At 38.5% G+C, this 23,368-nt stretch carries 18 protein-coding genes; 13 read left to right on the plus strand and 5 right to left on the minus strand.

Annotated elements, in window-relative coordinates; genetic code table 11:
* From ABIB40_RS18080 to ABIB40_RS18090, 3 genes are all read right to left on the minus strand, one after another.
* On the minus strand, positions 1-176 hold a 176-nt coding region (locus ABIB40_RS18080), incomplete at its 3' end, for a tyrosine-type recombinase/integrase (RefSeq protein ID WP_502931069.1).
* A 292-nt stretch (positions 177-468) separates the two neighbouring features.
* A complete protein-coding gene (locus tag ABIB40_RS18085) occupies positions 469-2,376 on the minus strand; it encodes a DUF3857 domain-containing protein (RefSeq protein ID WP_354360853.1) in 1,908 nt (635 codons plus the stop codon).
* On the minus strand, positions 2,377-4,350 hold the full coding sequence (locus tag ABIB40_RS18090; RefSeq protein WP_354360855.1) for a DUF3858 domain-containing protein: 1,974 nt from the start codon (positions 4,348-4,350) through the stop codon (positions 2,377-2,379).
* 46 nt (positions 4,351-4,396) lie between these two features.
* Between ABIB40_RS18090 and ABIB40_RS18095 the strand changes: the two genes are divergently transcribed.
* Complete coding sequence (locus tag ABIB40_RS18095) at positions 4,397-4,522, plus strand: hypothetical protein (protein ID WP_354360857.1); 126 nt, start codon at positions 4,397-4,399, stop codon at positions 4,520-4,522.
* Between the two features lie 198 nt (positions 4,523-4,720).
* Here ABIB40_RS18095 and ABIB40_RS18100 read toward each other — a convergent pair whose 3' ends face one another.
* Complete coding sequence (locus tag ABIB40_RS18100) at positions 4,721-5,611, minus strand: AraC family transcriptional regulator (RefSeq protein ID WP_354360859.1); 891 nt, start codon at positions 5,609-5,611, stop codon at positions 4,721-4,723.
* A 162-nt stretch (positions 5,612-5,773) separates the two neighbouring features.
* Here ABIB40_RS18100 and ABIB40_RS18105 point away from each other — a divergent pair, with 162 nt between their 5' ends.
* The 10 genes from ABIB40_RS18105 to ABIB40_RS18150 all read left to right on the plus strand — a co-directional run bounded on the left by ABIB40_RS18105 (position 5,774) and on the right by ABIB40_RS18150 (position 19,615).
* A complete protein-coding gene (locus tag ABIB40_RS18105) occupies positions 5,774-8,872 on the plus strand; it encodes a PVC-type heme-binding CxxCH protein (protein WP_354360861.1) in 3,099 nt (1,032 codons plus the stop codon).
* Positions 8,873-8,895: 23 nt separating this feature from the next.
* A complete protein-coding gene (locus tag ABIB40_RS18110; protein ID WP_354360863.1) occupies positions 8,896-9,660 on the plus strand; it encodes a ThuA domain-containing protein in 765 nt (254 codons plus the stop codon).
* Positions 9,661-9,704: 44 nt separating this feature from the next.
* Positions 9,705-10,823 (plus strand): Gfo/Idh/MocA family protein, encoded by a 1,119-nt coding sequence (locus ABIB40_RS18115; protein ID WP_354360865.1) that lies wholly within the window; start codon positions 9,705-9,707, stop codon positions 10,821-10,823.
* Between the two features lie 24 nt (positions 10,824-10,847).
* On the plus strand, positions 10,848-11,696 hold the full coding sequence (locus ABIB40_RS18120; protein WP_354360867.1) for a sugar phosphate isomerase/epimerase family protein: 849 nt from the start codon (positions 10,848-10,850) through the stop codon (positions 11,694-11,696).
* 61 nt (positions 11,697-11,757) lie between these two features.
* Positions 11,758-12,981, plus strand: coding sequence for an MFS transporter (locus tag ABIB40_RS18125; RefSeq protein WP_354360869.1), 1,224 nt, complete (start codon positions 11,758-11,760; stop codon positions 12,979-12,981).
* Positions 12,982-13,325: 344 nt separating this feature from the next.
* Positions 13,326-15,620: a glycoside hydrolase family 20 protein gene (locus ABIB40_RS18130; protein ID WP_354360871.1), complete on the plus strand. Its 2,295-nt coding sequence runs from the start codon at positions 13,326-13,328 to the stop codon at positions 15,618-15,620.
* Positions 15,621-16,934, plus strand: a complete 1,314-nt coding sequence (locus ABIB40_RS18135; RefSeq protein ID WP_354360873.1) for a gluconate:H+ symporter — start codon at positions 15,621-15,623, stop codon at positions 16,932-16,934.
* A 15-nt stretch (positions 16,935-16,949) separates the two neighbouring features.
* Entirely contained in the window at positions 16,950-17,420 is a 471-nt protein-coding gene (locus tag ABIB40_RS18140) for a RidA family protein (protein ID WP_354360875.1), read from the plus strand.
* Between the two features lie 2 nt (positions 17,421-17,422).
* A complete protein-coding gene (locus ABIB40_RS18145) occupies positions 17,423-18,535 on the plus strand; it encodes a D-TA family PLP-dependent enzyme (RefSeq protein WP_354360877.1) in 1,113 nt (370 codons plus the stop codon).
* 9 nt (positions 18,536-18,544) lie between these two features.
* The gene (locus ABIB40_RS18150; RefSeq protein WP_354360879.1) at positions 18,545-19,615 is read left to right on the plus strand and encodes a dipeptidase; all 1,071 of its coding nucleotides are present in this window, start codon (positions 18,545-18,547) and stop codon (positions 19,613-19,615) included.
* A 195-nt stretch (positions 19,616-19,810) separates the two neighbouring features.
* Here the strand turns inward: ABIB40_RS18150 and ABIB40_RS18155 are convergent, their stop codons facing one another.
* Positions 19,811-20,866, minus strand: coding sequence for a hypothetical protein (locus ABIB40_RS18155; protein ID WP_354360882.1), 1,056 nt, complete (start codon positions 20,864-20,866; stop codon positions 19,811-19,813).
* 383 nt (positions 20,867-21,249) lie between these two features.
* Between ABIB40_RS18155 and ABIB40_RS18160 the strand changes: the two genes are divergently transcribed.
* The gene (locus tag ABIB40_RS18160) at positions 21,250-21,435 is read left to right on the plus strand and encodes a hypothetical protein (RefSeq protein WP_354360884.1); all 186 of its coding nucleotides are present in this window, start codon (positions 21,250-21,252) and stop codon (positions 21,433-21,435) included.
* A gap of 696 nt (positions 21,436-22,131) precedes the next feature.
* Positions 22,132-23,367 carry an exonuclease SbcCD subunit D C-terminal domain-containing protein gene (locus ABIB40_RS18165; RefSeq protein WP_354360886.1) on the plus strand — a complete coding sequence of 412 codons (1,236 nt, stop codon included), beginning with the start codon at positions 22,132-22,134 and terminating at the stop codon, positions 23,365-23,367.
* Position 23,368 lies beyond the last annotated feature (1 nt).

Consider the following 23,368-nt stretch of genomic DNA (forward strand, 5'->3'; position numbering starts at 1 on the left):
TTTTGTAAACTTTTGGTGCTTACATGTGTATATATTTCGGTGGTCTTGCTGCTCTTATGTCCCAAAATTTCTTGTATATATCTCAAATCGGTTCCTTGTTCTAACAAATGTGTAGCAAAACTATGCCGTCGGTTAATTGATGAGTTGTTTAACAGTTTAACCAACAAGATTTTCATAAATTTAGTTGGCGAAGTGTTTTGTTGTTCAGTTTGAGAAAGGTTTTACAGATTAAAACGGTTTTGGGTTACTTGGTGGTGGCTATTTCGAGGTGGCACGCGGCCTGGATGGTAAGGGCCGAATGCAATGAGGGTTAAGTTTTTTCTTTCAGAAAAAAAAACTTAACGGAACCCCTGTACAGCCAGAAATTGCCGCCCAAAAAAAAAAGGAGCAAAGAGCAAGGAACAAAGAAGAAAGATACAAGAGACGCAAACCCTGAAACGAGTTCAGGGTGATGACGCGCTGATATACCTATTTCTTCAAATTAAGAATGATTTTTAACCCGTCGGCAGCATTTACATCGGTAATAAATTTATAAAAATCTGCATAACTTTCTGGCGGAAAAGTTCCATCGTTTAAAACGAATTTTCTATAGTAGGTTAACTTGTTATCTGTTAAGGTTGTCTTTGCGGTATAACTCCCAAATTCATTTTTAAATTTCTTGTCGATTGGGAAGATGTTGGTCGTTACCACCTCATCTGGCAGTTTATAGGTAATGGTATCTTCGTCGGTATAACCACGATTAATGTATACTGGCAGTTTTCTTTCCATTACCTCTGCAATGCCACTTTTTACATTAAATGCATTCAGTTTTATAAACATTCGGCCATTGTTTACAGCGGCATAATTTCTAATGTCTACTGCAATATTTTCTGTAAGCTCTGGTTTAATGGTTTTTTTTACCACGTAATTTACAGCATCGAAATTTATATTGTCGATGTCGTACACGCTGGCTAAAAGTTTTTGCTGCTCGTTAATGGGTTTGTCTAACATTTCTTCATGATTGTCGAACTGCGAACCGAAAAATAAGGTTTTAATAGTGCCTTTTGCATTTCCAGTAGCTGTTATCTTTAATTCGCTGTTGCGGATTTGAAGGTTGTTTTGGACACTTAATTTGGGCGTCCTTAACAACTTTCCGCCTTCTGGTGTACAGGCAAGTACCAGCCTATCATCTGTAAACGTACTTAAAAACCCGAATGGAATTTTCTGACTCGTACATTCCAGCCAAGTCGTATCGCCTTTAAGCGGCATGCAAAGAATGATGTGATTGCCTTGGTTCATGCTTGCGTAAGAGGGATCTAAACTTACCTTTTGATTTCCGGCCTCTACCACGCAATAAAGAGATTCTATACCGGCGGCTTCTAAAAGACTTTGCGTGTAGTTAACCAAGGCCTTACAATCGCCGTAACCTAAACGGTCGACCTCGGCAGCGGCAACCGGCTGAAAGCCGCCAATACCTATTTGTACGCTGATGTATCGGGTTTTATTCTGCATGTACTCGTAAACTTTTCTTGCCTTATCTTTATCTGTCTTTTCGTTTTTAACCAACGCTTTAATCATTGCTACAGTTTCTGGCGGCAATATTCTACGCGTTTTAAGCAAATCGTTGTATATCCATTTTCCTAAACCTAGCCAATTGGTGTAACTGCCATCGTGCTTGTAGTACGTAAAATCTTTGGCAGAAATTTTTACATTGGTTTGGTAAGTGTCTCTATCTGGACTAAATGGCTCTGGCTTAATGGCATGTACATTGCTAAGTTTCCAAGTCAGCATTTTTTGCTTTTCGTCGGTAGATTCCTCTGGCTTGCCTGTAAAATTTTGGGGCTTAATTCTAAGTTCGTCAGTTGGTTTGCAGATAAAAGTGTAACTGCTTTTTTCTACAGAAATATCATTTGCAGTTTGGGGTGTCCAATCGGGGATAATTAAATTTTGCTTGTATCTTATCTCATAATTGTAAACAACCGTGTAAGGATACGCCGATCCTGTGGGTTTAAAATGCTTTACGCGACTATCAACAAACAAAGAAAAGCCATCGGCAGCGCTTACATCGCTAAAATTCTTTTGATTGAACTTCGTTATTGCTATTCCCGATTCATTGTAAACCTCGCCTTTTATGTTTTTTATAGAAGTATTTTTATCATAAAACAACACCAGCTTGGCGTTTTCATCTCCATTTTCGTTTAAAATGGTAATGGCTTTTGTTACGTTCAACGTCACATTATCGGGCGAACGCATATCAACCACGGTTTCCTCATTTCTAATAACTGCGTTAGCGCGATTTTTTAGATTGGAAGGAATTAAATCTACACTATAATTCTCTTGGGCAAATCCGCGTGCAGCGAATAGAAGCAAACAAAGTACGGTAAGTTTGGCTTTCATTTAGTTGATTTTTTTTAATTGAACATCGGCCTTTTGGTTCTGAATAATCCTACTGTAAAATTCTTTTAAGTATGGATATTGATCTGCTTCATAAATGGCATCGCTAAACTCTAATATTTGGCTTACCGATAACATATTGTTTATCATTTGTGTTTGCAACAGATACTTGCCTCCGCTGTTAGGCAGGCCTATAGCCATGTCTTTAGGTTTTTCGGCTAACTCAAAATCGCCAGGTAGCGTAATGTTTAGGTTTATACGCTGGTAAGATGGAAAACCAAGATCTACAGGGTAAGTTCTCTCTGTTAAGTTAAATGGATTTTTTCTAATTGGATTTATAAAAAACGGATTGAAATTTAATTCGCCGTTTCCGCTGTTTGCCATCGGAGACATTTCTATTTGATAAATCTCAGTTAAAATATTCTCTACGCTATCTATGTTTCTAATTTCGTGCTTTAAGATTTTTAAATTTGGCAAGCGCTCATCTAATTTTTCTACATATTCATCTGGCGAACTGTACTTCTTAATTTCGGTACGCGTGCTAAAGGCTTCATAGCCGGTACTATTTGTTACAATGTTACCGGTAATTTTTCCATCGGCACCCAATTTCGCATCCATTGAATAAGTTACCGTCGATTTTTGCTTAGTGGTTAAGTCTATCCAGTAAGAGGGCTTTTTAAGGTTTATAACGCGCCCCTTATCATTTAAACAGCGTAAAGGCAAGAGACCAAAAGGCAGCAAAGGTTCTGTGGCGTCAATTAAGTAACTTTTATCGCCAATGTTAACTTTCGCTATAAGGTAATTAAAATCAGAAATTACCGGATATAAATTGTTTGGCTTACCGTTTTCGCGGGTAGAAAGAATTACGGCTTCTGCATCTAAATTTGCTGCAGACAAAGCTGCAATTAAACTCAAATTAACATCTGCAACATCTCCAGAATGTAAACTCAGGGCTTTTTTAATGTTATCTTCGCTGTATATTCCATAATACCTATTCCATTTTACTTGCTTTTTAATGTATTCGTAAATGGCTTTAGCTTTGCTTAAATCATCATCGGTATTTTTTAGTATGGATGGCATTAGGTCTTTAAACAATTCATCTCGCTTCATCTGTTTGCCCAATGTTTTTTCGGTTTTCAGCTCATAATCTACATCTTTCCAAGTTTTGGTGTAGCTCTGTCTTCTCCCGTCGGGCATTTGCCAATCGGTTAACTCGAAGTAAATGGCCGATTTGAAATTACTCGGCGCCGTCATATATTCTTCTTCAATAAATGCCGGAATGTTTTTCATTATGTAGGTAATTTTAGAACAATCTATAGGTACACCGTTTATCCGCAAGCATTCTTTTGAAACCTCCGTTTTTGTGTCGCTTAACTTATAATATCCGCGAAGCGAAACATTGTAATTGTAAATGGCTGGAATAAAAACCAAATACTCACTATATACTTTCGGAATGTCTGTTTGAAATTCCCAGGTTCTAAAATTAAATATTCTTGGAGATTCTAAGCTGAAGCTGTATTCTATAACAGAACCATCTTGTATGTTGGGCAATGTAAACTTTGTAAGGGTAACATATTTTGATTTGTTTTCGGAAAAAATTGCCTTTTTATCCATAGCGGTTTCTACAAATTTTCCGTTTACACTATTAAAAGTAGCCGCACGAATTTCTGAAACCGTTTCTTCTCTAGAACCATTTTTATAGGTTGGGATAAGAATATTGGCCTGGCCGTAACCTTCTTTATTATAGATTTTAATTTTTACGTGATAAATAAAAACCAATTCTGACTGCCCTGTATCATCATTAATATTTATACGAGAAGTTCCAAATTCTTTTAAAACAACTGCATTTGCATTGCTGTCTAACTTATTCCTATCGAAATTAAAATCATCGGAAGTGATCTGACCAAAAGAAAAATCTTGCGCAAACGAATTAAAGACGCATAACGAGAGGAAAAAGAATAGAAAAATGGTTTTCATTAGAGCTTGGTTAATTTGCTGCAATATAAATTTCGCGTTTTAAATAATGAAATTTATTACAGAAGTTCCTTATTTTTTTGAGTTTGGCAAACAAAGAAATAAGTTTGGCGAAACGATTAAGCATCATGGTTTTGCGGCCTGGATGGTAAGGGCCGAATGCAATGAGGGTTAAGTTTTTTACTTCAGAAAAAAAAACTTAACTGAACCCCTGCACAGCCAGAAATTGCCGCCCCGTCAGCCATTATCGAACAATCAAAGAGATATACTTGAGCGCTCAGGAAGGACGAACCGTATAAAGACAGACCCCAAAAAACATGAGATTCGTTTCACTCAGCGTTATTTAGTCGTTTAAAGCTGATAAAACTACGTGCTAATACCGGTAGGAATCAGTCGTTACTTTTAAAAACTCATTCCTGTATTGATTCGGTTGCTTACCCATTACCGTCTTAAACTGTTTATTAAAATTAGACAGCGTTTGGAAGCCGCATTCGTAACCAATTTGATCAATATTCATATTTCCTTCTTTCAATAGCTTGCAGGCAGATTCAATTCTGATTTCTTTTACAAAATCTGAGAACGATTTATTTACCCTCGATTTAAAATACCTGCTGAAAGATGTTCGCGTCATATTTACCAGCGAGGCCACCTCAACAGCACTAATGGTATCTTTATAATGTCTCATCACGTATTCATATACTTTGTTCATTCTTGTGGTTTCGGCTTCTGTATTGGATGAAATCTGATAGTTATGGGTAACAAAGTGATATTCGCTAGATTTGGTTAATACATTTAAAATTTTAATCAGTTGGATCACACCGTCCATGCCATCCAGTCCTAGCATTTTACGCATCATCCGGCTTACCGTTTTTTTGGTATGACCATATATTTCCAGTCCACGTTCTGATTTTTTAAGCAGGCTGTCCAGCTGGTTCATTTCGTCTTTTAGGTGTAATGCATCACCAAAAAAGTGGTTGTGAAAGTAGATTACAATCACAGTTGTCGACAGCCGACTTTCTTTATCAAAATATTCATTGTCATTTCTCCATACATGCGGTAAATGAGGGCCGATAAGCACCATATCACCAGCTTTAAAGGAGGTAAGGTTGTTTCCTATAAAGCGGTTTCCTTCGCCTTGCAACACACAATTCAGCTGAAATTCTGGATGGGAATGAAAGGTTGGATCAAAATGTGGTGCGTTTATTTCCTTTACCACATAAACCTTAGTTTTTGATATAGGAGATTTGGGTATTACATGTGTCATATCACAATCGTTACATTAAAATAATAGAATCTACAGTATAGATGATACAATATAGTCATTATCAGGCAACATATTGCAGGTATTATCACTCAATAAAAATTAAGTTTGTAATAGTCAATTATAGTTTGACCAAAACTACATTAGTAATTAAATCCTAACCAGATGAAAAAAATATTGATCTTATTGTTTATCAGCGGTTTATTTTTCTTGAGCTGCGCCAATAAAAGAAAACTAACAGATACCTCGGGAACAACAGATAAACCAACAGAAAGTGCCCGCAGAGCGGAAGTACTTTTTCTTGGTAACGAAGGCCGTCACCATGATTCTGGAAAGTATGCCCCATGGCTCGCCATTGAACTTTTTAAAAGTGGGATTAACCTGACATACACTACTGACCTTAACGATTTGAACGAAGAGAATCTGGCCAAGTATGATGGATTGATCATCTACGCGAACCATGATTCTATAGCTCCATCGCAAGAGGCAGCGTTGAAGAATTTTGTAGAAAACGGAAAAGGTCTAATTCCTTTGCATTCTGCATCGGGTTGTTTCCATAACTCTGAATGGTATATTAAAGCAATTGGTGGTCAGTTTGCCTCGCATGGCAACGGATCATTTACCAGCCATACCCTAAAGCCCTCCCACCCGGTGATGAAAGGGGTTGCTGAATTTACAACTACCGACGAAACTTATGTGCACAAAAAGCTAAACCCGGATATTGAGGTATTAATGGAGCGTGAGGAAGATGGAAAAAAAGAGCCTTATACTTGGGTTCGCAATGAGGGGAAAGGCCGCGTGTTTTACACCGCCTACGGTCATGACGATGCCACTTGGAAAAACCATAATTTCCTAAAGATGGTTAGTAATGGCGTGTTATGGGCTATCGGCGATGAGGTCAAAACTAAGATTGCCAATTTAAAAATTCCGAATGTGAGCATTTATCCAGACAGTATAGCCAATTTTAATGCCCGACATTTGGTACCTAAAATACAAGAAGGATTAAGCCCTGAGGAATCAATGAAATTGATTCAAGTCCCTGCAGATTTTGAGGTTAAGCTCTTTGCCGCAGAACCAGATATTACCAACCCTATTGCAATGGCATGGGACGAAAGGGGACGATTGTGGATAGTGGAATCCGTAGATTATCCAAACACCTTTGTAGAAACTGATGGCGCAGCGAATGATAGGATCAAAATTTGTGAAGACACAGATGGCGATGGTAAGGCGGATAAATTTACCATTTTTGCAGATAGCTTAAATATTCCTACAAGTATTGTGTTTTCTAATGGTGGGATAATTGTTTCCCAAGCGCCAAACATGGTGTTTTTAAAAGATACCGATGGTGATGATAAGGCGGATATTCACCAAATACTCTCCACAGGATGGGGCAAAAATGATACCCACGCCGGCCCCTCAAATCTGCAATATGGGTTTGACAATAAGATCTGGGGTGTTGTTGGCTTCTCTGGTTTCAAAGGTAAAATGAACGGGAAAGATATAAAATTTGGTCAGGGCGTGTACCGTTTCCAACCTGATGGTAAGGATTTTGAATACCTCGCCACGACCAGTAACAATACTTGGGGACTTGGTTTCTCTGAAGATAATAACGTTTTTATATCTACAGCAAATAATACGCATAGTGCGTTTTATTCGATGCCGGCGTCTTATACAAAAAAAACATTTCCTGGGTCAAATCTCCAGTCGGTTCAGAAAATTGACGGTCATTATGATGTACACACAATGACGCCCAACCTGAGACAGGTAGATGTGGTAGGCGGCTTTACTTCAGCAGCAGGACATCATCTATATACTGCCAGAAACTTTCCGGAAGAATACTGGAATAGGGTGGCATTTGTTAATGAACCCACCGTAAAGTTAATACACCAAGCGATTATTGAAAAAGATGGTGCAGGTTTTAAGGAGAAAGATGGTTGGAATTTGATGGCCAGCTCAGATGAATGGGTTGGGCCGGTGCAGGCACAAGTTGGTCCTGACGGGGCGGTTTGGGTTGCCGACTGGTATAATTTTGTTATCCAGCACAATACTTTCGTGCCAGGACAGGCACTTACAGAATATATTTTGCCTCTTACATTTGCCGACCAAAAGCGTGGACAGGGCAGTGCGCTCGAAACCAAATTAAGGGACCTTGATCGTGGTAGAATATACCGTGTTGTCTACAAAAAAGCGAAACCATATAAGCCGTTATCTTTAGCTAAGGATGATGTTTCGGGACTTGTAGAAGCGATTAGCAGCGACAATATGTTTTGGCGTTTGACCGCGCAGCGACTGCTGGTAGAGAAAAAAGACCCTACCGCTATTCCAGGTCTATTAAAATTAATCAACGATAAGTATGTAGATAAAATAGGCTTGAACGGACCAGCTGTAAATGCATTGTGGACATTACACGGAATGGGCGTTTTGGATGGCAGTAACGTAGCAGCAATGAACGCCGTTACATCGGCACTTTCTCATCCGGCAGCGGGTGTAAGAAAGGCGGCCGTAGAAGTGTTGCCGAAAAATGAACATACCGTCCACCTGATTCAGGAAAGCGGTATTCTTAACGATAACAACCTAAACACGAGAATGGCTGCGGTATTAGTACTTGCTGAATTGCCCCCTTCTGCGGGTATTGCCAGTATTGTTTATGATGCCTCCATGAAGGAAGAAAATGGAAAAGATAAGTGGCTTGCCCAAGCTTGGCTGATAACTGCTATAAACAATAAAGTTGAATTCCTAAAGCTGGCCAATGATAAAAATGATAAATTGAGCACTGCCAGTTTCAGCGAACAGATGTTGGCCATGGTAAAACAGGATGTCGATAACGCAGGCAAGGCAGATAAACCCGAAAAAGTGGCTGCGGTAACACCTAAAAAATCAGCCGATGCTGAAGTGATCAAAATAAAAGTTGTGAAAGACCTAATGCAGTTTGACAAAAAGCTTATTGCTGTTAAGACAGGTCAAAGGCTGGTATTTGAGATATCGAATCCTGATGGTATGCAGCACAATATGCTCATTATAAAGCCAGGAACTTTACAAAAAGTAGGCAAAGCGGCAGATGATATGCTGCGTGACCCTAAGGCAGCCCAGAAACAGTATGTACCTGATATGCCCGAGATACTGCATGCAACTAAACTGTTAAACACCGGTGATGTGGTGACTTTTGAATTCACAGTACCTAATATTGCAGGAGACTATCCTTTTCTCTGTACCTTCCCTGGGCACTGGAGAGGAATGAACGGAATAATAAGAGTAACTAAATAATTTATAAAACTAAATATTTGAATATGAGATCTAATGTAGTATTTATCAGGTTCCTGTCGGGCAAAATTATGCTGACGAGCCTAATCCTGCTTTCCCTGTTGGGAAGTGGCTGTGGAGTTCAATCCTCAGCAAATACTCAAAAAAAGTCGGCTATACGCACGTTAATTGTTGGCGGTGGTTCTTCGCACGATTTTGATAAGTGGTACAAGGAAGTAGATGTAGCAACATTAGAAAAGGATGGTTTTGCATCGGTAAAGTATACCAGCAATGTGAGTGAAGTACTTGCACAACTGGCAAATTTAGATGTATTGATTCTTGCAAATAACCAGCCGATGGAAGACCCCGCGCTTCGTAAAGCTATTTTTGCATTTGTAGCCGAAGGTAAAGGCTTAATCATTGCCCATGCCGGACTTTGGTACAACTGGAAAGACTGGCCAGAATATAACCAGCAGCTGGCGGGCGGCGGTTCTAACAGTCATGATAAATATGGCCCCTTTGACGTTACGGTTGTAGATACAAAACATCCGGTTACCAAAGGTGTACCCGAAAAATTTAATCTGAGTGATGAACGCTATTATTACAAACCAGACCCAAGCGGCCCAGGTATAAAAGTTTTAGCAAGTTCCAGCGCACAAGGTTCGGAAGTTATATACCCATCGGTATTTGTTGTCAATAATTCAAAAGCCCGTATTGTTGGCATTGCTTTAGGCCATGATGCCGCATCGCATGACTTGCCTGCTTACCAAATCCTGCTTCGCAATGCAGTAAAGTGGGTAAGCCGTAAATAAAAATATAAGCACTTAAATAACCGTTAATTTTTAATTTAAAAAATATGAACCAAAAAAAAATTACCGTAGTAATTGTAGGAATGGGATTTGGCAAAGAGTTTATCCCGATTTATCAAAATCACCCAAATATTGAAGCAGTTGGTATCTGTACGCGCAATCAAGATACTATTGATGAGCTTGCCACTAAGTTCAACCTGGACAGAAACCTGTGTTTTACAAATTTTGAGGATGTTCCAAAGCGCGACGACGTCGATGCCATCCACATTGTAACTCCAGTTCCAGAACATGCTAAAATGACTTTAGCTTCGCTAAATGCGAACAAACATACGGCTTGTACCATTCCAATGGCGATGACTGTTGAGGACTGCACCGCAATTGTTAAAGCCAAGAGACGTGCAAATAAGGTTTACATGATGATGGAAACCGCTTTGTATACCAGAGAGTTCCTTTACGGATTAAAGCTGGCCGATAATGGTGAACTTGGTCGGATACAGTTTGTTAGAGGTTCGCATATACAAGATATGAGTATGGACGGATGGGGAGAATATTGGAAAGGATATCCGCCAATGCTGAACGGAACACATGCCATCTCGCCATTGTTAAAAATAAATAATACTACAGCAGAAACGGTGGTATGTCATGGTTCAGGTAGATTAAGCGATGACCTAACCAGCAGATATGGTTCTCCATTTGCAGTAGAAACCGCCACATTTACCTTAAAGAACTCGGATGTAGTAGCCGAAGCTACCCGTTCATTATTCGATGTGGTTCGTCAGTATCGCGAAAGCTATGACGTTTACGGCACCAAAATGTCATTTGAGTGGGAACAGTTGCAAGATGAAGATCATATCATATTTGATGGCGGCGAGAATGCACGCAGAATAAGTGTACCTGATACAGATGAGCGCTTGATTCCAGAGATTGCCAATTTTACAAAGCGCGAAAAAATAGATGACCCAAACCATGTTTCATTTTTACAAGGTGCCGGCCATGGTGGTTCGCATCCGCATTTAGTGCAGGAGTTCATTGCCGCTATTGTCGAAGGAAGAGACTCGGCTGTTGATGCGGTGCTGGCAGCAAATTATACTTGCGCGGGTATTTGTGCACACGAGTCTGCAATGAATGGCGGAAAACGCATCAGTATTCCTGATTTTGAAATTTAGTTTAAAAATATTTAATTATCCCACATGCAATTTGGAGTAAGTACATTTCTTTGGAAATCACCTTTTACTTCCCATTCCTTTGATCTTGTTAAAAAGATCAAGGGAATGGGATTCGACATTATCGAAATCGCCGTTGAAAAAGAAGAATTAATAGATTGGCCCAAGCTGAAAGAACTGGTTAGAGAAAGCGGATTGCAGGTAACAATTAGCGGGGCATTTGGCGCTGAACGCGATATATCTAGTGATGACCCTCTAATTCGTAAAAATGGATTGAAATACATCACAAATTGTATTAAATTAGCCCACGATATGGGAAGCCCTATTTTTGGTGGCCCAGTATATTCCGCAGTTGGAAAAACCCGCTTTATCACCGAGGAACAGAAAAAGAGAGAGCGAGGCTGGTGTATCGAAAATCTTGTCGAAGTTGGCAAGATAGCAGAAGATTATGGAATATTTGTTGGCGTAGAGCCCCTAAATAGATTTGAAACTGACATGATCAATACTGCAGATCAGGCCATATCTTTAGTTACCGAAGTGGCTAGTCCCAATATTAAAATACAATTGGATACTTTTCATTGCAATATTGAAGAAAAGAGTATCCCTGATGCCATAAGGAAAATTGGCAAAGACCGATTGTGTCATATTCAGGCAAATGAAAGTGACCGGGGCACTCCAGGAACAGGAAATTTAGATTGGGTCGGAATTAAGCGAGCCCTAACCGAAATTGGATATGACAAAGCAATTGTAATCGAAACTTTTGGTGAGGTATCTGAAGAGATTGCCAGAGCAGCAAGTATATGGCGGCCATTGGCAAATAGTTCGGATGAACTTGCTGTAGAAGGTTTGGCTTTTTATAAAGCGCTTTTTTCCTAAATTACACCGAGAAACGTTGACCACGTCTTTTGAAGATTTTACTAACCAAATAATATAAATTATGAACCAAACCATTAACAAAAGTGCATTATTTAACGGGAGTTGTTTTGCTGTTATCACCACTGCCTTTACCTTCTCTATCAGGGCGGGTATTTTACCCCAGCTTGGTGAGCAGTTTCATCTGACAGCGGAACAACTTGGATTTATTAACCTGATGTTCTTTTTAGGATTTCCTATTTCTATGATCATTGGCGGATTGGTTTACCATACTTTTGGCCCTAAAAATATTATGAAGGCTGCATTTGTAGCACATACTATTGGAATTCTATTGACAATTTTTGCCGGTGGATATACGGGTTTACTTATTTCTACACTTTTTATAGGATTTGGTAACGGATGTACGGAAGCAGCATGTAATCCTTTAATTGCAGATACTTATGCGGGCTCGAAATTGAATAAAATGTTGAGTAGGTTCCACATGTGGTTTCCTGGGGGAATTCTTATTGGCGCCTTAATCTCCAAATTTATGACCGATTTTGGATTTGGCTGGCAAGCTCAAATGTGGATTACAATGGTTCCTACCGTTATTTATGCCGTAATATTCTATGGAAAAACTTTCGTTACACCAAGTGCCGATGGAAGTACGTCACTCGGACGAAATTTTAAGGCTATGCTTAGTCCGTTATACATATTTCTATTTATCTGCATGGCCCTTACGGCGATTACAGAGTTTGGCCCGAACCAATGGGTAAGTGTGATTATGAGCAACAGTGGAGCCAGCCCTATGTTGATCTTGGCACTTACAAGTGGCCTTATGGCAGTTGGACGTTTTTTTGCTGGTCCGGTTGTTAAAGCATTAGGTCAGACAGGGGTGCTATTGGCATCAGCTGTTTTAGCCGCTATTGGTATTTATATGTTCAGCGTAGTTACGGGGCCTCTTGCTTATGTTGCCACCGTAATATTTGCTGCGGGCGTATGCTACTTCTGGCCTGTTATGGTTGGTGCGGTAGCGCAGCGCGTACCATCAAGTGGTGCCTTGGGCATGTCTATTGTTGGTGGAGTAGGTATGTTTTCTACCGCTATTTTCCAGCCTTTTATTGGCAGTTGGATTGATTCTGCAAGAGCGGCTAACAGTGCTGCTGGTCTAACAGGAGGAGCTTTAGAGCTGGCAGCGGGTCAGGATACTTTATTAAAAATTCTTGCTTTTCCTTTAATCCTGATCGTATTGTTTACCATATTCTACTTCTGGCAGAGAAAGTCGCCGGTAGTTGCGGAGGCTCATTAATATATTAATAATCGCTCGTCATCCCGACGGTACATAGTAAAGGAGAAATCTCTTGTTCAGGCACAGTTCAAGAGATTTTTTCTTTTTGTTAACACCACACTAAAGCAATCATGGTCAGTATTACTTCACATGTTAAGCAAATTTTGTAATTCAACTATGCGAGATATTAGCTTAAGCGCATCTCGAACGTTTGATATAAACGGATTTTATTCCGATACAAGTTTAAACTTTTGAAGGATGTATTAAAAGTTTAAAGCCCGCTACTTGTTTCCGCATCATTGATATTCTAGCAATAACAAGAGAAATTAAAATTAAAGCTACCTTAGTTTTTTTTAAATTTCCGCATGATTAAAACAGTCCCAATCAAAAACACACTGGTTAATAGCCAAACCGGCTTGCTTAGTGTTTTCTTTCTGCTTTTTTTCATAAACTGCTTTGGCCAAAATAATGCTTCAACCATTATTCCAAAGCCTAATGAGTTCGTTCAAAAAGACGGCGTATTTAAATTGACCAAACAGACTGTTATTTTTTGTGGTGCGCAAAAAATGATTAATCTAGATTTCCTCCAATCATACCTGACGGATATTGTGGGGTTTAAACTCGAAACCTCTAAAACGCAAAATCAGCGAAACAGCATTAATTTAGTTGTCGATACCACAACAAGCATTCCTGACGAGGGATATAAACTTACAGTAGAGACATCGAAAATAAACATAATTGCAACTACCGAAAGTGGTCTTTTTTACGGAATACAATCTTTAACCCAATTAATAAACAAAACAAAAACCGGCTTAACTATACAAAATTGTGTGGTTAATGATTCTCCAAGATTTGCTTACCGGGGTATGCATTTAGATGTTGCCCGCCATATTTTTAGCGTCCAAACTTTAAAAAAGTGGCTAAATATTCTTGCTTTTTATAAGCTTAACACTTTTCACTGGCATTTAACTGATGATCAGGGGTGGAGGATAGAAATAAAGAAATACCCCGAATTACAATCTAAATCTGCATGGCGTGATGAAACTATAATCGGTCATAAAAGAACTGATCCACATCTGTTTGACGGAAAAAAATATGGTGGATTTTACACGCAAGAAGAGGTTAAAGAAATTGTTAAATATGCTTCAGAAAGATTCATTACCGTAATTCCAGAAATAGAAATGCCAGGGCACGCAAGGAGCGTTTTGGCTGCCTATCCTGCTTTGGGTTGCACGGGTGGGCCATACGGAACAGCCAATTTTTGGGGCGTTTTTGATGATATTTTTTGTGCAGGGAACGAACAAACTTTTGAATTTTTAGAAAACGTTTTGGATGAGGTCATCCCCTTGTTCCCATCCAAATACATTCACATTGGCGGAGACGAATCTCCTAAAACGAGGTGGGAAGTTTGCCCTAAATGCCAGAACAGAATTAAGAGCGAGCATCTTAAAGACGAGCACGAATTGCAGTCTTATTTTATACAACGTATAGAAAAATATGTAAACTCAAAGGGAAAGAAAATCATTGGCTGGGATGAGATTTTAGAAGGCGGACTTGCTGCAGATGCTACGGTGATGAGCTGGCGTGGAGAAGAGGGCGGTATTGCTGCGGCGAAACAGAAGCACGATGTAATTATGACTCCTGAGAAATTCGTTTATTTGGATTACTATCAATCACTCAATCCAAATGAGCCGATCGCTGCTGGAGGTTACACAAACTTAAAAAAAGTGTATGATTACGAGCCTGTTCCTGCAATATTAAATACCGAAGAACAAGCCTACATAAAAGGGGTGCAGGCAAATGTTTGGTCAGAATATTTAGATTCTGATAAAAAAGCAGAATACATGATTTTCCCAAGAATTATCGCGCTTGCGGAAATTGCATGGTCAAGAAAGGAAAGCAAAAATTATCCAGATTTTTTATCCCGTTTGGATAAGAGTATGCGTTTTCTTAAAGATGTTAATGCCGCAAAATCCTACTATGAAATTACGGGAAAAAGTACAAGCTCAAAGTCTGCGCTCGCACTTCATACAGATTTACCAAAAGCCGAAATACGATATACCACGGATGGAACTGAGCCAAAATCTAACAGTTCTATCTACAAAGGTGCCATTTATATAAATAAGACTACACTGCTAAAAGCAAGAGTTTTTAAAAAAGGTATCCCACAGGGGAAAGTATTTCAGCAAGAATTGATAAAAAGCCTTGCCACGGGCCATTTGGTCACTTTAAAAAATGAAGGTAGTGGAAACTACAATTTAGATAAACAGGCGTTGGTAAATGGTATCCAAGGAACTTATCTTTACAATAACGGAGAATGGCTTGGCTTAAGCGGGAGTGATTTTGATGCTACAATAGATTTGGGATCCGTAAAGCCAATTTCTGAATTTGGAATTAATGTACTCAATTATCAGTGGCAAAAAATGCATCCGCCAAAATTATTAACGGTCGAAATTTCTACTGACAACGTAGATTTCCATGAGGTTTGTCGGCAAACAAAATTTACAGAAGAAGGAATAAATAAAGTGCTGCTCAAATTTAATCCTACAAAAGCACGTTATGTTAGAATTAGAGCCGTAAACGAAGGAATCATTCCCGAGGGGTTTTACGGTTCGGGAACAAAAGCCTGGCTACTTTTAGATGAAATTATAATTAATTAAATGACCATAACAATCGTTTTTCTCTGCATTGCCTTATTAATTGTGTTGATTTCAGTTTTTAAAATCAATGCCTTTTTAGCATTTCTTATCGTATCATTCGTAGCCGGATTGTCTTTGGGTATTCCCGCTGTTAAACTTGTTGGAAGTGTAGAAAAGGGAATTGGCGATATACTTGGCTCTTTGGCCATCATCATTACGGCGGGCGCCATGCTTGGTAAATTGGTCGCCGAAAGCGGTGCTGCTCAAAAAATTGCCAAGGTAAGCATGGATGTTTTTGGTAAAAAATACATTCAGTGGGCAATGCTCATTACAGGTTTCGTAATAGGCATTCCTTTATATTATGGCGTTGGTTTTGTGTTGATGGTGCCGCTCATTTTCTCGGTCGTTTACAGGTACAAATTGCCTGCACTCTATATTGGTGTGCCAATGCTTGCTGCGCTTTCTGTTACACACGGCTTTTTGCCTCCCCACCCTTCTCCTGCTGCTTTAGTGGTTTTGTTTAATGCCAATATGGGTTTAACGTTAATTTATGGTCTTGCGGTTGCAATACCCGCAATAATATTAGGCGGACCAGTTTTTTCTAAAACATTAAAAAATATAAAGGCTGTTCCACTCGAATCTTTCCGGGCAAAAGAAATGGATGACGACGCATTACCAAGTGCATTTAAAAGTTTTTTTACAGCGTTGCTTCCAGTTCTTTTATTGGCTCTTGCATCCTTTCTACCGTTTGTTTTAAAATCAGATTCAGCAATTTTGCCGGTGGTTTTATTTTTAGGAAGTCCATCAGTTGTGATGTTAGTTGTTCTTATTGTTGCAACTTGGCTGCTTGGTACTTCCCAAGGGAAGAAAATGGAAAACATTATGATTGTATTTGGTGATGCAATAAAAGACATAGCGCCTATATTGTTAATCATTGCCGGTTCTGGGGCGTTAAAACAGGTACTTACAGAAAGCGGCGTGAGCAATCAAATTGCAGGTTATCTACAACATATAGATGCTGAACCCTTATTTTTGGCTTGGTTGATTGCGGCAGTTATTCGCTTCTGTGTGGGTTCTGCTACTGTTGCCGGTTTAACAACTGCAGGCATTATTTTGCCACTTATGGTGCAAACACATAGCAATCCAAATTTAATGGTTTTAGCTGTTGGTGCAGGTAGCCTAATGTTCTCTCATGTAAACGACTCTGGTTTTTGGATGTTTAAAGAATATTTTGGTCTAAGTATGAAAGATACTTTCAAATCTTGGGCAGTAATGGAATCGATAGTTGGCATAGTTGGCCTTGCAGGCGTATTATTGCTTAATACAGTTATATAAATAGAATTAAAAAAAATGGAAAATTTAACCGCAGACGAGCGTTTCGATCAATTAAAACTTAATCTGCCACCTGCACCTGCACCACTCGGCGTTTACAAACCGTGTCTGGTTGATGGGAAATATCTTTATTTAAGTGGCCACGGACCAGTTCGGGATGATAAATCTTTAATTATTGGCAGAATTGGTTCTGAAATGAGCCAAGAAGATGGAAAATTGGCTGCGCTGCAAGTTGGTTTAACCATGCTTTCTACCATTAAGACAAATATTGGAAGTTTAAGTAAAGTTAAGCGTGTCATTAAAGTTTTGGGTATGGTTAATTGTACGCCGGAGTTTGAAAAACATCCATTCGTCATCAACGGATGTAGCGAATTATTTGCAAAAGTTTGGGGTGATGAAAATGGAATTGGCGTTAGAAGTGCTGTCGGTTTTGGGTCTTTGCCCGATAATATTCCTGTAGAAATCGAAGCGCTGTTCGAACTTTACTAAGTATGGAAAATGCTGCATGGTATGTATTACCGAACGAGGCGGATATTGAAACCCCATCGCTGATTTTTTATGTTGATCGTATAAAGGAAAATATCCGTCTGCTCATAAATATGATCGACGATAAAAGCCGATTGCGACCTCACGTTAAAACGCATAAATGTATTGAGGTAACGCAATTGCTCCTCCATGCAGGAATAAAAAAGTTTAAATGCGCAACCATCGCCGAAGCTGAAATGCTAGGACTAAGCGGCGCTGATGATGTTTTGCTTGCTTATCAGCCTGTGGGGGCAAATATCCTACGTTTTATAAAGTTGATTAAGCAATTTCCAAACACGAATTTTAGTTGTTTGGTTGATGATTTTAAAGTTGCAGCGCAATTGGCGGAGCAAGCTTCGGCAGAAGATTGCATCATTCAAATTTACATCGATTTAAATGTCGGGATGAATAGAACCGGTGTTTTGGTTAACGAAGCAACCGCGCTTTTTAAACAGCTTTCTAAACTGAAAAACCTTTCAATGATAGGTTTGCATGCGTACGATGGGCACATCCACGATTCGGAAATGCGCGTTCGTAAAGAAAAATCAAAACCGATAATCGAAATATTGAAAAACTTGTCAAAGGAGCTTGAGGAAATTGGTGGCAGAAAATTAAATATTGTTGCAGGTGGAACGCCAACTTTTCCCATTTATGCAAAAGAAACCGATTTTGATTGTAGCCCTGGTACTTTTGTTCTTTGGGATAAAGGTTATCAAGATGCATATAGCGAACAGCCTTTTCTTCCTGCTGCGCTAGTTATTAGTCGGGTTATTTCGCAGCCAGCTAAAGAATTAATTTGCCTAGACTTAGGATATAAAGCCGTCGCATCAGAGAAACCGCTGTTAAACCGGGTTTTCTTTTTAAATGCACCAGAATTACATGTTGAAAGTCAGAGTGAAGAACATCTTGTCCTCTCTGACACTAAAAGTCACTCTTATAAAATCGGTACCGTGCTTTATGGTCTGCCATATCACATTTGTCCAACCGTGGCTTTATACGAAAAAGCAGTTATTTTAGATGCTGATGGCAACATTCAATATTGGGACATTATCGCACGCAAAAGAAAAATTACAATTTAAATAGAACGGATGTTTACAATAGATGCGCACCTTGATTTAAGTATGAATGCCCTCGAATGGAACAGGGATTTAACGCGACCTTTAGAAGAAATCAATCATCGCGAAAAAAACTTAACCGATAAACCAGACCGCGCAAAGGCAACGGTTTGTTTGCCAGAGCTTCGAAAAGGCAACATTGGCTTGGTTGTGGCCACACAAATAGGTCGGTACGTAGCGCCAGAAAATGATTTGCCCGGTTGGCATTCGCCAGAACAAGCATGGGCACAAACACAAGGGCAACTTGCCTGGTATAAAGCTATGGAAGATGCTGGCGAAATGTTTCAAGTTAATAATCTTGAGACACTGGAAAAACATCTTGCCTTATGGAACAACGGAGAGGCATCAGAAAAAAAACCTATTGGTTATATTTTGAGCTTAGAAGGAGCCGATTCTCTTATTACGGTTTCGCATTTAGAAAGAGTATTTAAAAATGGTTTAAGGGCTGTCGGACCTGCGCATTATGGGCCTGGGCGTTATGCACAAGGAACTGGCGCGGTTGGAAAAATGACAGCAATTGGCCACGAATTATTAAAGGAGATGGAGCGGTTAAATGTTATTTTGGATGCTACCCATTTATGCGATGATAGCTTTTGGGATGCCATGGATAGATTCAATGGCCCTGTTTGGGCGTCTCATAACAATTGCCGCGCTTTGGTTAACGACGGTAGGCATTATAGCGATAAACAAATTTTAGAATTGATAGGCCGTGGAGCGGTAATAGGTGGCGCTTTAGATGCTTGGATGATTGTTCCAAATTGGCAACGTGGAATTTCAGACCCTAAAACAATGAAATGCAATTTAAATGCAGTGATAGATCACATCGATCATATTTGCCAGCTAGCCGGCAATGCAAACCATGTAGGTATTGGCTCTGATTTAGATGGCGCATTTGGAACAGAACAGTGCCCTTACGATTTAAAAACCATTGCCAACCTTGAAAACATGGCAGATTTATTCGGAAAAAGAGGATATAAAGATATTGAAATAGAAAACCTGATGCATGGAAATTGGTTGCGTTTTCTGAGAAGAGCGTGGGCTTAGAGAAAAACTTTTAAAAGTCCAAACGACAGCAGGATTTTTTTTTAATTGTAAAAGGAAATTCATTCAGACAGAAAAATCTTAAATATTTAAGTTTCATCTGAAGTAAAATGATTTTCGGTCAAAACACTGACTATTAAGAACTCTGCTAGAAATGGCAAATTTATGAAATTCTAATTTTTTGAGAAAAAAGTTAAGCTATGTCTTTTCTTGTGGAGTGTTTATTTCTAAAATCTGCGAGAGCTCGTCCATAAAGCGCTCTATTTCTTGGCTTTTTTTGAGCGTTATCAAAAGTAAAGCGTCTGGTTGACCTCCGCGAATAGGGGTAAAATGCATGTATATATCAGTCCCTGTGTATGCGAGGTTCATTGTTTTTCTTAAGGTTTTAATGCCCATAAAGTCTTTCAACAGATAGGATTTTTTTCCAAGGCCAATAAGGTTTTGCCTTTCAACTTTTCCTATAGCAGTATCTACAGAAACCTTCATAATTTCTGTTAGTAGGATAATAAGACCTAAAAACACACCAATACCCATAATAATCGGTTTTTCATCATGGTCAAAAGAAGTTAAGAAAGCAGTTGGCAGCAGCTCATTTATTCCTAATAAAATTAATACGACCCCAACAACAAGCAGGAATATTTTGTTGTTTTTAACCTTATACAGCTTTCCTTGTTCCTTAAAATATTTGTAATTTGTAATGTTGCTTTTTTCTTGGATTTCCAACATTCCGTGTTGGTCTAAAAACTTGTGAATGATTGGTACAATTTCGTTTACAAAAAAAGCTGCATTTGGATCCTCTGTTTTTTGATAACCGCTCGATACCGCAGTACCCCTTCCATATCTGCTTTCTTTAAGGTACATTCGATAACTATATCCACCTGAAACATTATTTAAAGCTTTAACTCCGTACAGCTGTTCGAATTTTACAGTTAGAATGGTTATAAATCCCATTAGTTTTTTGCGCATTATACCCGATTCATTATCAAATTCTACAGCATTAAATCCAAAGCAGAAGAATATTACGACAACTAATGCGAGAAGTACCATAAATGGTGGAGAAGCTGGGAAATTTACTTTTGCCGCGACACTAATCCCTACAATAATTGCAAACAAAATAGCCAATACTATGCCCAAAAGAAAACAGATGCCGGTTGGATAAAGCGTAATGCGATTTTTCTCTACTTTCCAACGCGTTTTTAAGATGTTTTTTGTTACCATGAGATCTGCCTTCGAATATACAATGATTTTTTTCAATCGATTTCCAAAAAGTTTATTTTCTTAATTAGTATTGGATATGATTATTTTGCAGCGAAATTACATTTATTTAAATGTATGTTTTTAGTTTTTTAATTCGTGTCTCCACAATTGATTCCTAATTTCTATTTGTGCGGAGAAAAGTTAAACACCGTTACTGTAGAGAATAGCTTCGCCAAAGACTAGGTGCTTAGATAAATTTTTAATTCGCACACGTTTAAGTAGCAAAAAAAAAGTTTGACACCTCAGTTCGCCTTATTCGGCGCGTGCTAATGTGTCTCAGAAATTTTGGTTACCATGCATCAAGAATAAAATAAAAAATATTTTTATGAAATTTGAAGAATGTTGCATCTAATTAGAAAATCTCGCTAAAACATTTTTCAATGGAAGAAACATCCTTACTCAAAAAAATTGCTACCTGTTTGATCTTCGGTCTAACATTGGCTGCATTATGGTTAAGTATTGGTAATGGAGGAACAATTAGTTGGCTTCCGCCAACACTTATTTTCTCTCTAGTCGGACTTTCAATTTACTTCCGCTCATTTGCCCCTTTATATGGCATCGTCTAGAAAACAGAAAAACAGCAAACTCAAATAAAATTTACGGACTATTATATTCTTTAATACGCTATGCAATTGCTTTCAATTTATGTAGGTTCGGTTGGGCAAAATTATTTGGCTTACAATTTATAGTACCATTATCAATTGCTTCACAACCTCAGGCGAGTGGCTAACCTGGTTTTCTCTATGGTCTTTTGAAAATCGCCTACTTGGCGTCGAATTTATCAAAGGAGATTAAATAGAAATTTTAAAACATTTTAATTTACAGAAATTTATTTTCATTAATGCAATTACCAACTTTTTATTTAAACTTTGGCCAAAGTTTGTTGATGAAACTATTGCTTATTAAAAACCTCAACTAGAAAATTTATTTCGAATCCTAAAAATCAGCAAAAATACCGCTAAGTTGTGCCCTTCCAAATTATTTTAAAAATTTTTTGAAGCCCTTTTCGTTTCGATATCGTAGAAAAACGAAAAAATAGTCAACTTTCGATGCTATCGTTAGATACTGTTAACATCTTTTTAAAACATACACCAATCAACAATACAGTTAACTAATTAAAATTAAATACATTGCATTAATTAACAATCTCCATCCAAAATGACGAAATTAAATAGGTGCAAAATTTTACGTGTTGTCCGGTTAAAATTTTCAATGAATCAAATTTCTACATCATAACTATTTAATATTTTCAATTACCCGTTATGAAAATCCTCCATACTGCAGACTGGCATATAGGCCAGTTATTTCACGAATATGATCGCACACACGAACATCAACAATTCCTTAATTGGCTGGTGCTGACTTTACAAATTGAGCAAATTGATGTTTTATTGATTAGTGGAGATGTTTTTGATATTTCGAACCCTTCTGCTACGTCTATAAAGATGTTTTATACTTTCTTGAATCAAGCCACGAAAGCAAATCCTGATTTACAAATCATCATTACCGCTGGTAATCACGATTCTGCATCCCGTTTAGAATCGCCAAAGCCTTTGTTAGAATCCTCAAATGTTCATATTATCGGCTTAGTTGAAAAGGATGTAGCAGGAAATATCGATTACGAAAAGTTACTTGTTCCTATACATGATGCTTCAAAAAACGTGAAAATATGGTGCCTTGCCATTCCTTTTCTAAGGATGGGCGATTATCCAAACGTGTTAAATTGCACAAATCCTTATACTGAAGGAGTGACCATGTTATACAAAGAAGCATTTGAATATGCTGTTTCGAACCAGCAAGATGGACAAACCATCATCGCCATGGGACATTTGCACACTCACCATGCCGAAATAAGTGATATGGATAAAACGGAACGGCTGATTATGGGAGGTGTGGAGTGTATTCCTGCTACAGCATTTCACCCAGATATTAAATATGTAGCTCTAGGCCACATCCATAAAGCACAAAGAATTGGCGGAAAAGAACACATTCGGTATTCAGGAAGCCCATTGCCCATGTCTTTTTCAGAAATTAATTACAAACATCAAGTTATCGTATTTGAACTCGACAGTGAGGTCAATAACCTGAAATCGGTGGAAATTCCTGTATTTGTGCCACTTCAAAGAGTTCCGCTAATTCCTAAACCATTACACGAAGTAATTGCATTATTAGAGCAATTACCAAACATAGATGACAATTCAAAAGCAACCCCTTACCTCGAAGTACGGGTATTGCTTGATGGCCCAGAACCTGCTTTACGACATAAAATAGAAACAGCATTAACGGGTAAGAAAGTAAGGCTTGCTAAAATCGATGTAAAATATCCAGAATCGACCCAACATACGACTGAATTTATTACACAAGAAAAGCTTAGCGAACTGCAGCCGCTTGATGTTTTCAATAAGGTATATAAATCAAGATACAGCGATGATGTCCCTCCTATTATTATGCAGCTTTTTAAGCAGGTAGCAAATGAAGTAAATCAAACAGGAGAATAAG

It is taken from the genome of Pedobacter sp. UYP30, from assembly GCF_040547165.1.
Taxonomy (GTDB): Bacteria; Bacteroidota; Bacteroidia; order Sphingobacteriales; family Sphingobacteriaceae; genus Pedobacter.

Excerpts from the sequence above, each read along its gene's own strand:
- ABIB40_RS18115 (WP_354360865.1), top strand. The coding sequence starts at position 9,705 with ATGAACCAAAAAAAAATTACCGTAGTAATTGTAGGAATGGGATTTGGC.
- ABIB40_RS18105 (WP_354360861.1), top strand. The coding sequence starts at position 5,774 with ATGAAAAAAATATTGATCTTATTGTTTATCAGCGGTTTATTTTTCTTG.
- ABIB40_RS18125 (WP_354360869.1), top strand. The coding sequence starts at position 11,758 with ATGAACCAAACCATTAACAAAAGTGCATTATTTAACGGGAGTTGTTTT.
- ABIB40_RS18165 (WP_354360886.1), top strand. The coding sequence starts at position 22,132 with ATGAAAATCCTCCATACTGCAGACTGGCATATAGGCCAGTTATTTCAC.
- ABIB40_RS18140 (WP_354360875.1), top strand. The coding sequence starts at position 16,950 with ATGGAAAATTTAACCGCAGACGAGCGTTTCGATCAATTAAAACTTAAT.
- ABIB40_RS18110 (WP_354360863.1), top strand. The coding sequence starts at position 8,896 with ATGAGATCTAATGTAGTATTTATCAGGTTCCTGTCGGGCAAAATTATG.
- ABIB40_RS18145 (WP_354360877.1), top strand. The coding sequence starts at position 17,423 with ATGGAAAATGCTGCATGGTATGTATTACCGAACGAGGCGGATATTGAA.
- ABIB40_RS18095 (WP_354360857.1), top strand. The coding sequence starts at position 4,397 with ATGAAATTTATTACAGAAGTTCCTTATTTTTTTGAGTTTGGCAAACAA.
- ABIB40_RS18150 (WP_354360879.1), top strand. The coding sequence starts at position 18,545 with ATGTTTACAATAGATGCGCACCTTGATTTAAGTATGAATGCCCTCGAA.
- ABIB40_RS18100 (WP_354360859.1), bottom strand. The coding sequence starts at position 5,611 with ATGACACATGTAATACCCAAATCTCCTATATCAAAAACTAAGGTTTAT.
- ABIB40_RS18130 (WP_354360871.1), top strand. The coding sequence starts at position 13,326 with ATGATTAAAACAGTCCCAATCAAAAACACACTGGTTAATAGCCAAACC.
- ABIB40_RS18135 (WP_354360873.1), top strand. The coding sequence starts at position 15,621 with ATGACCATAACAATCGTTTTTCTCTGCATTGCCTTATTAATTGTGTTG.
- ABIB40_RS18160 (WP_354360884.1), top strand. The coding sequence starts at position 21,250 with ATGGAAGAAACATCCTTACTCAAAAAAATTGCTACCTGTTTGATCTTC.
- ABIB40_RS18085 (WP_354360853.1), bottom strand. The coding sequence starts at position 2,376 with ATGAAAGCCAAACTTACCGTACTTTGTTTGCTTCTATTCGCTGCACGC.
- ABIB40_RS18120 (WP_354360867.1), top strand. The coding sequence starts at position 10,848 with ATGCAATTTGGAGTAAGTACATTTCTTTGGAAATCACCTTTTACTTCC.
- ABIB40_RS18090 (WP_354360855.1), bottom strand. The coding sequence starts at position 4,350 with ATGAAAACCATTTTTCTATTCTTTTTCCTCTCGTTATGCGTCTTTAAT.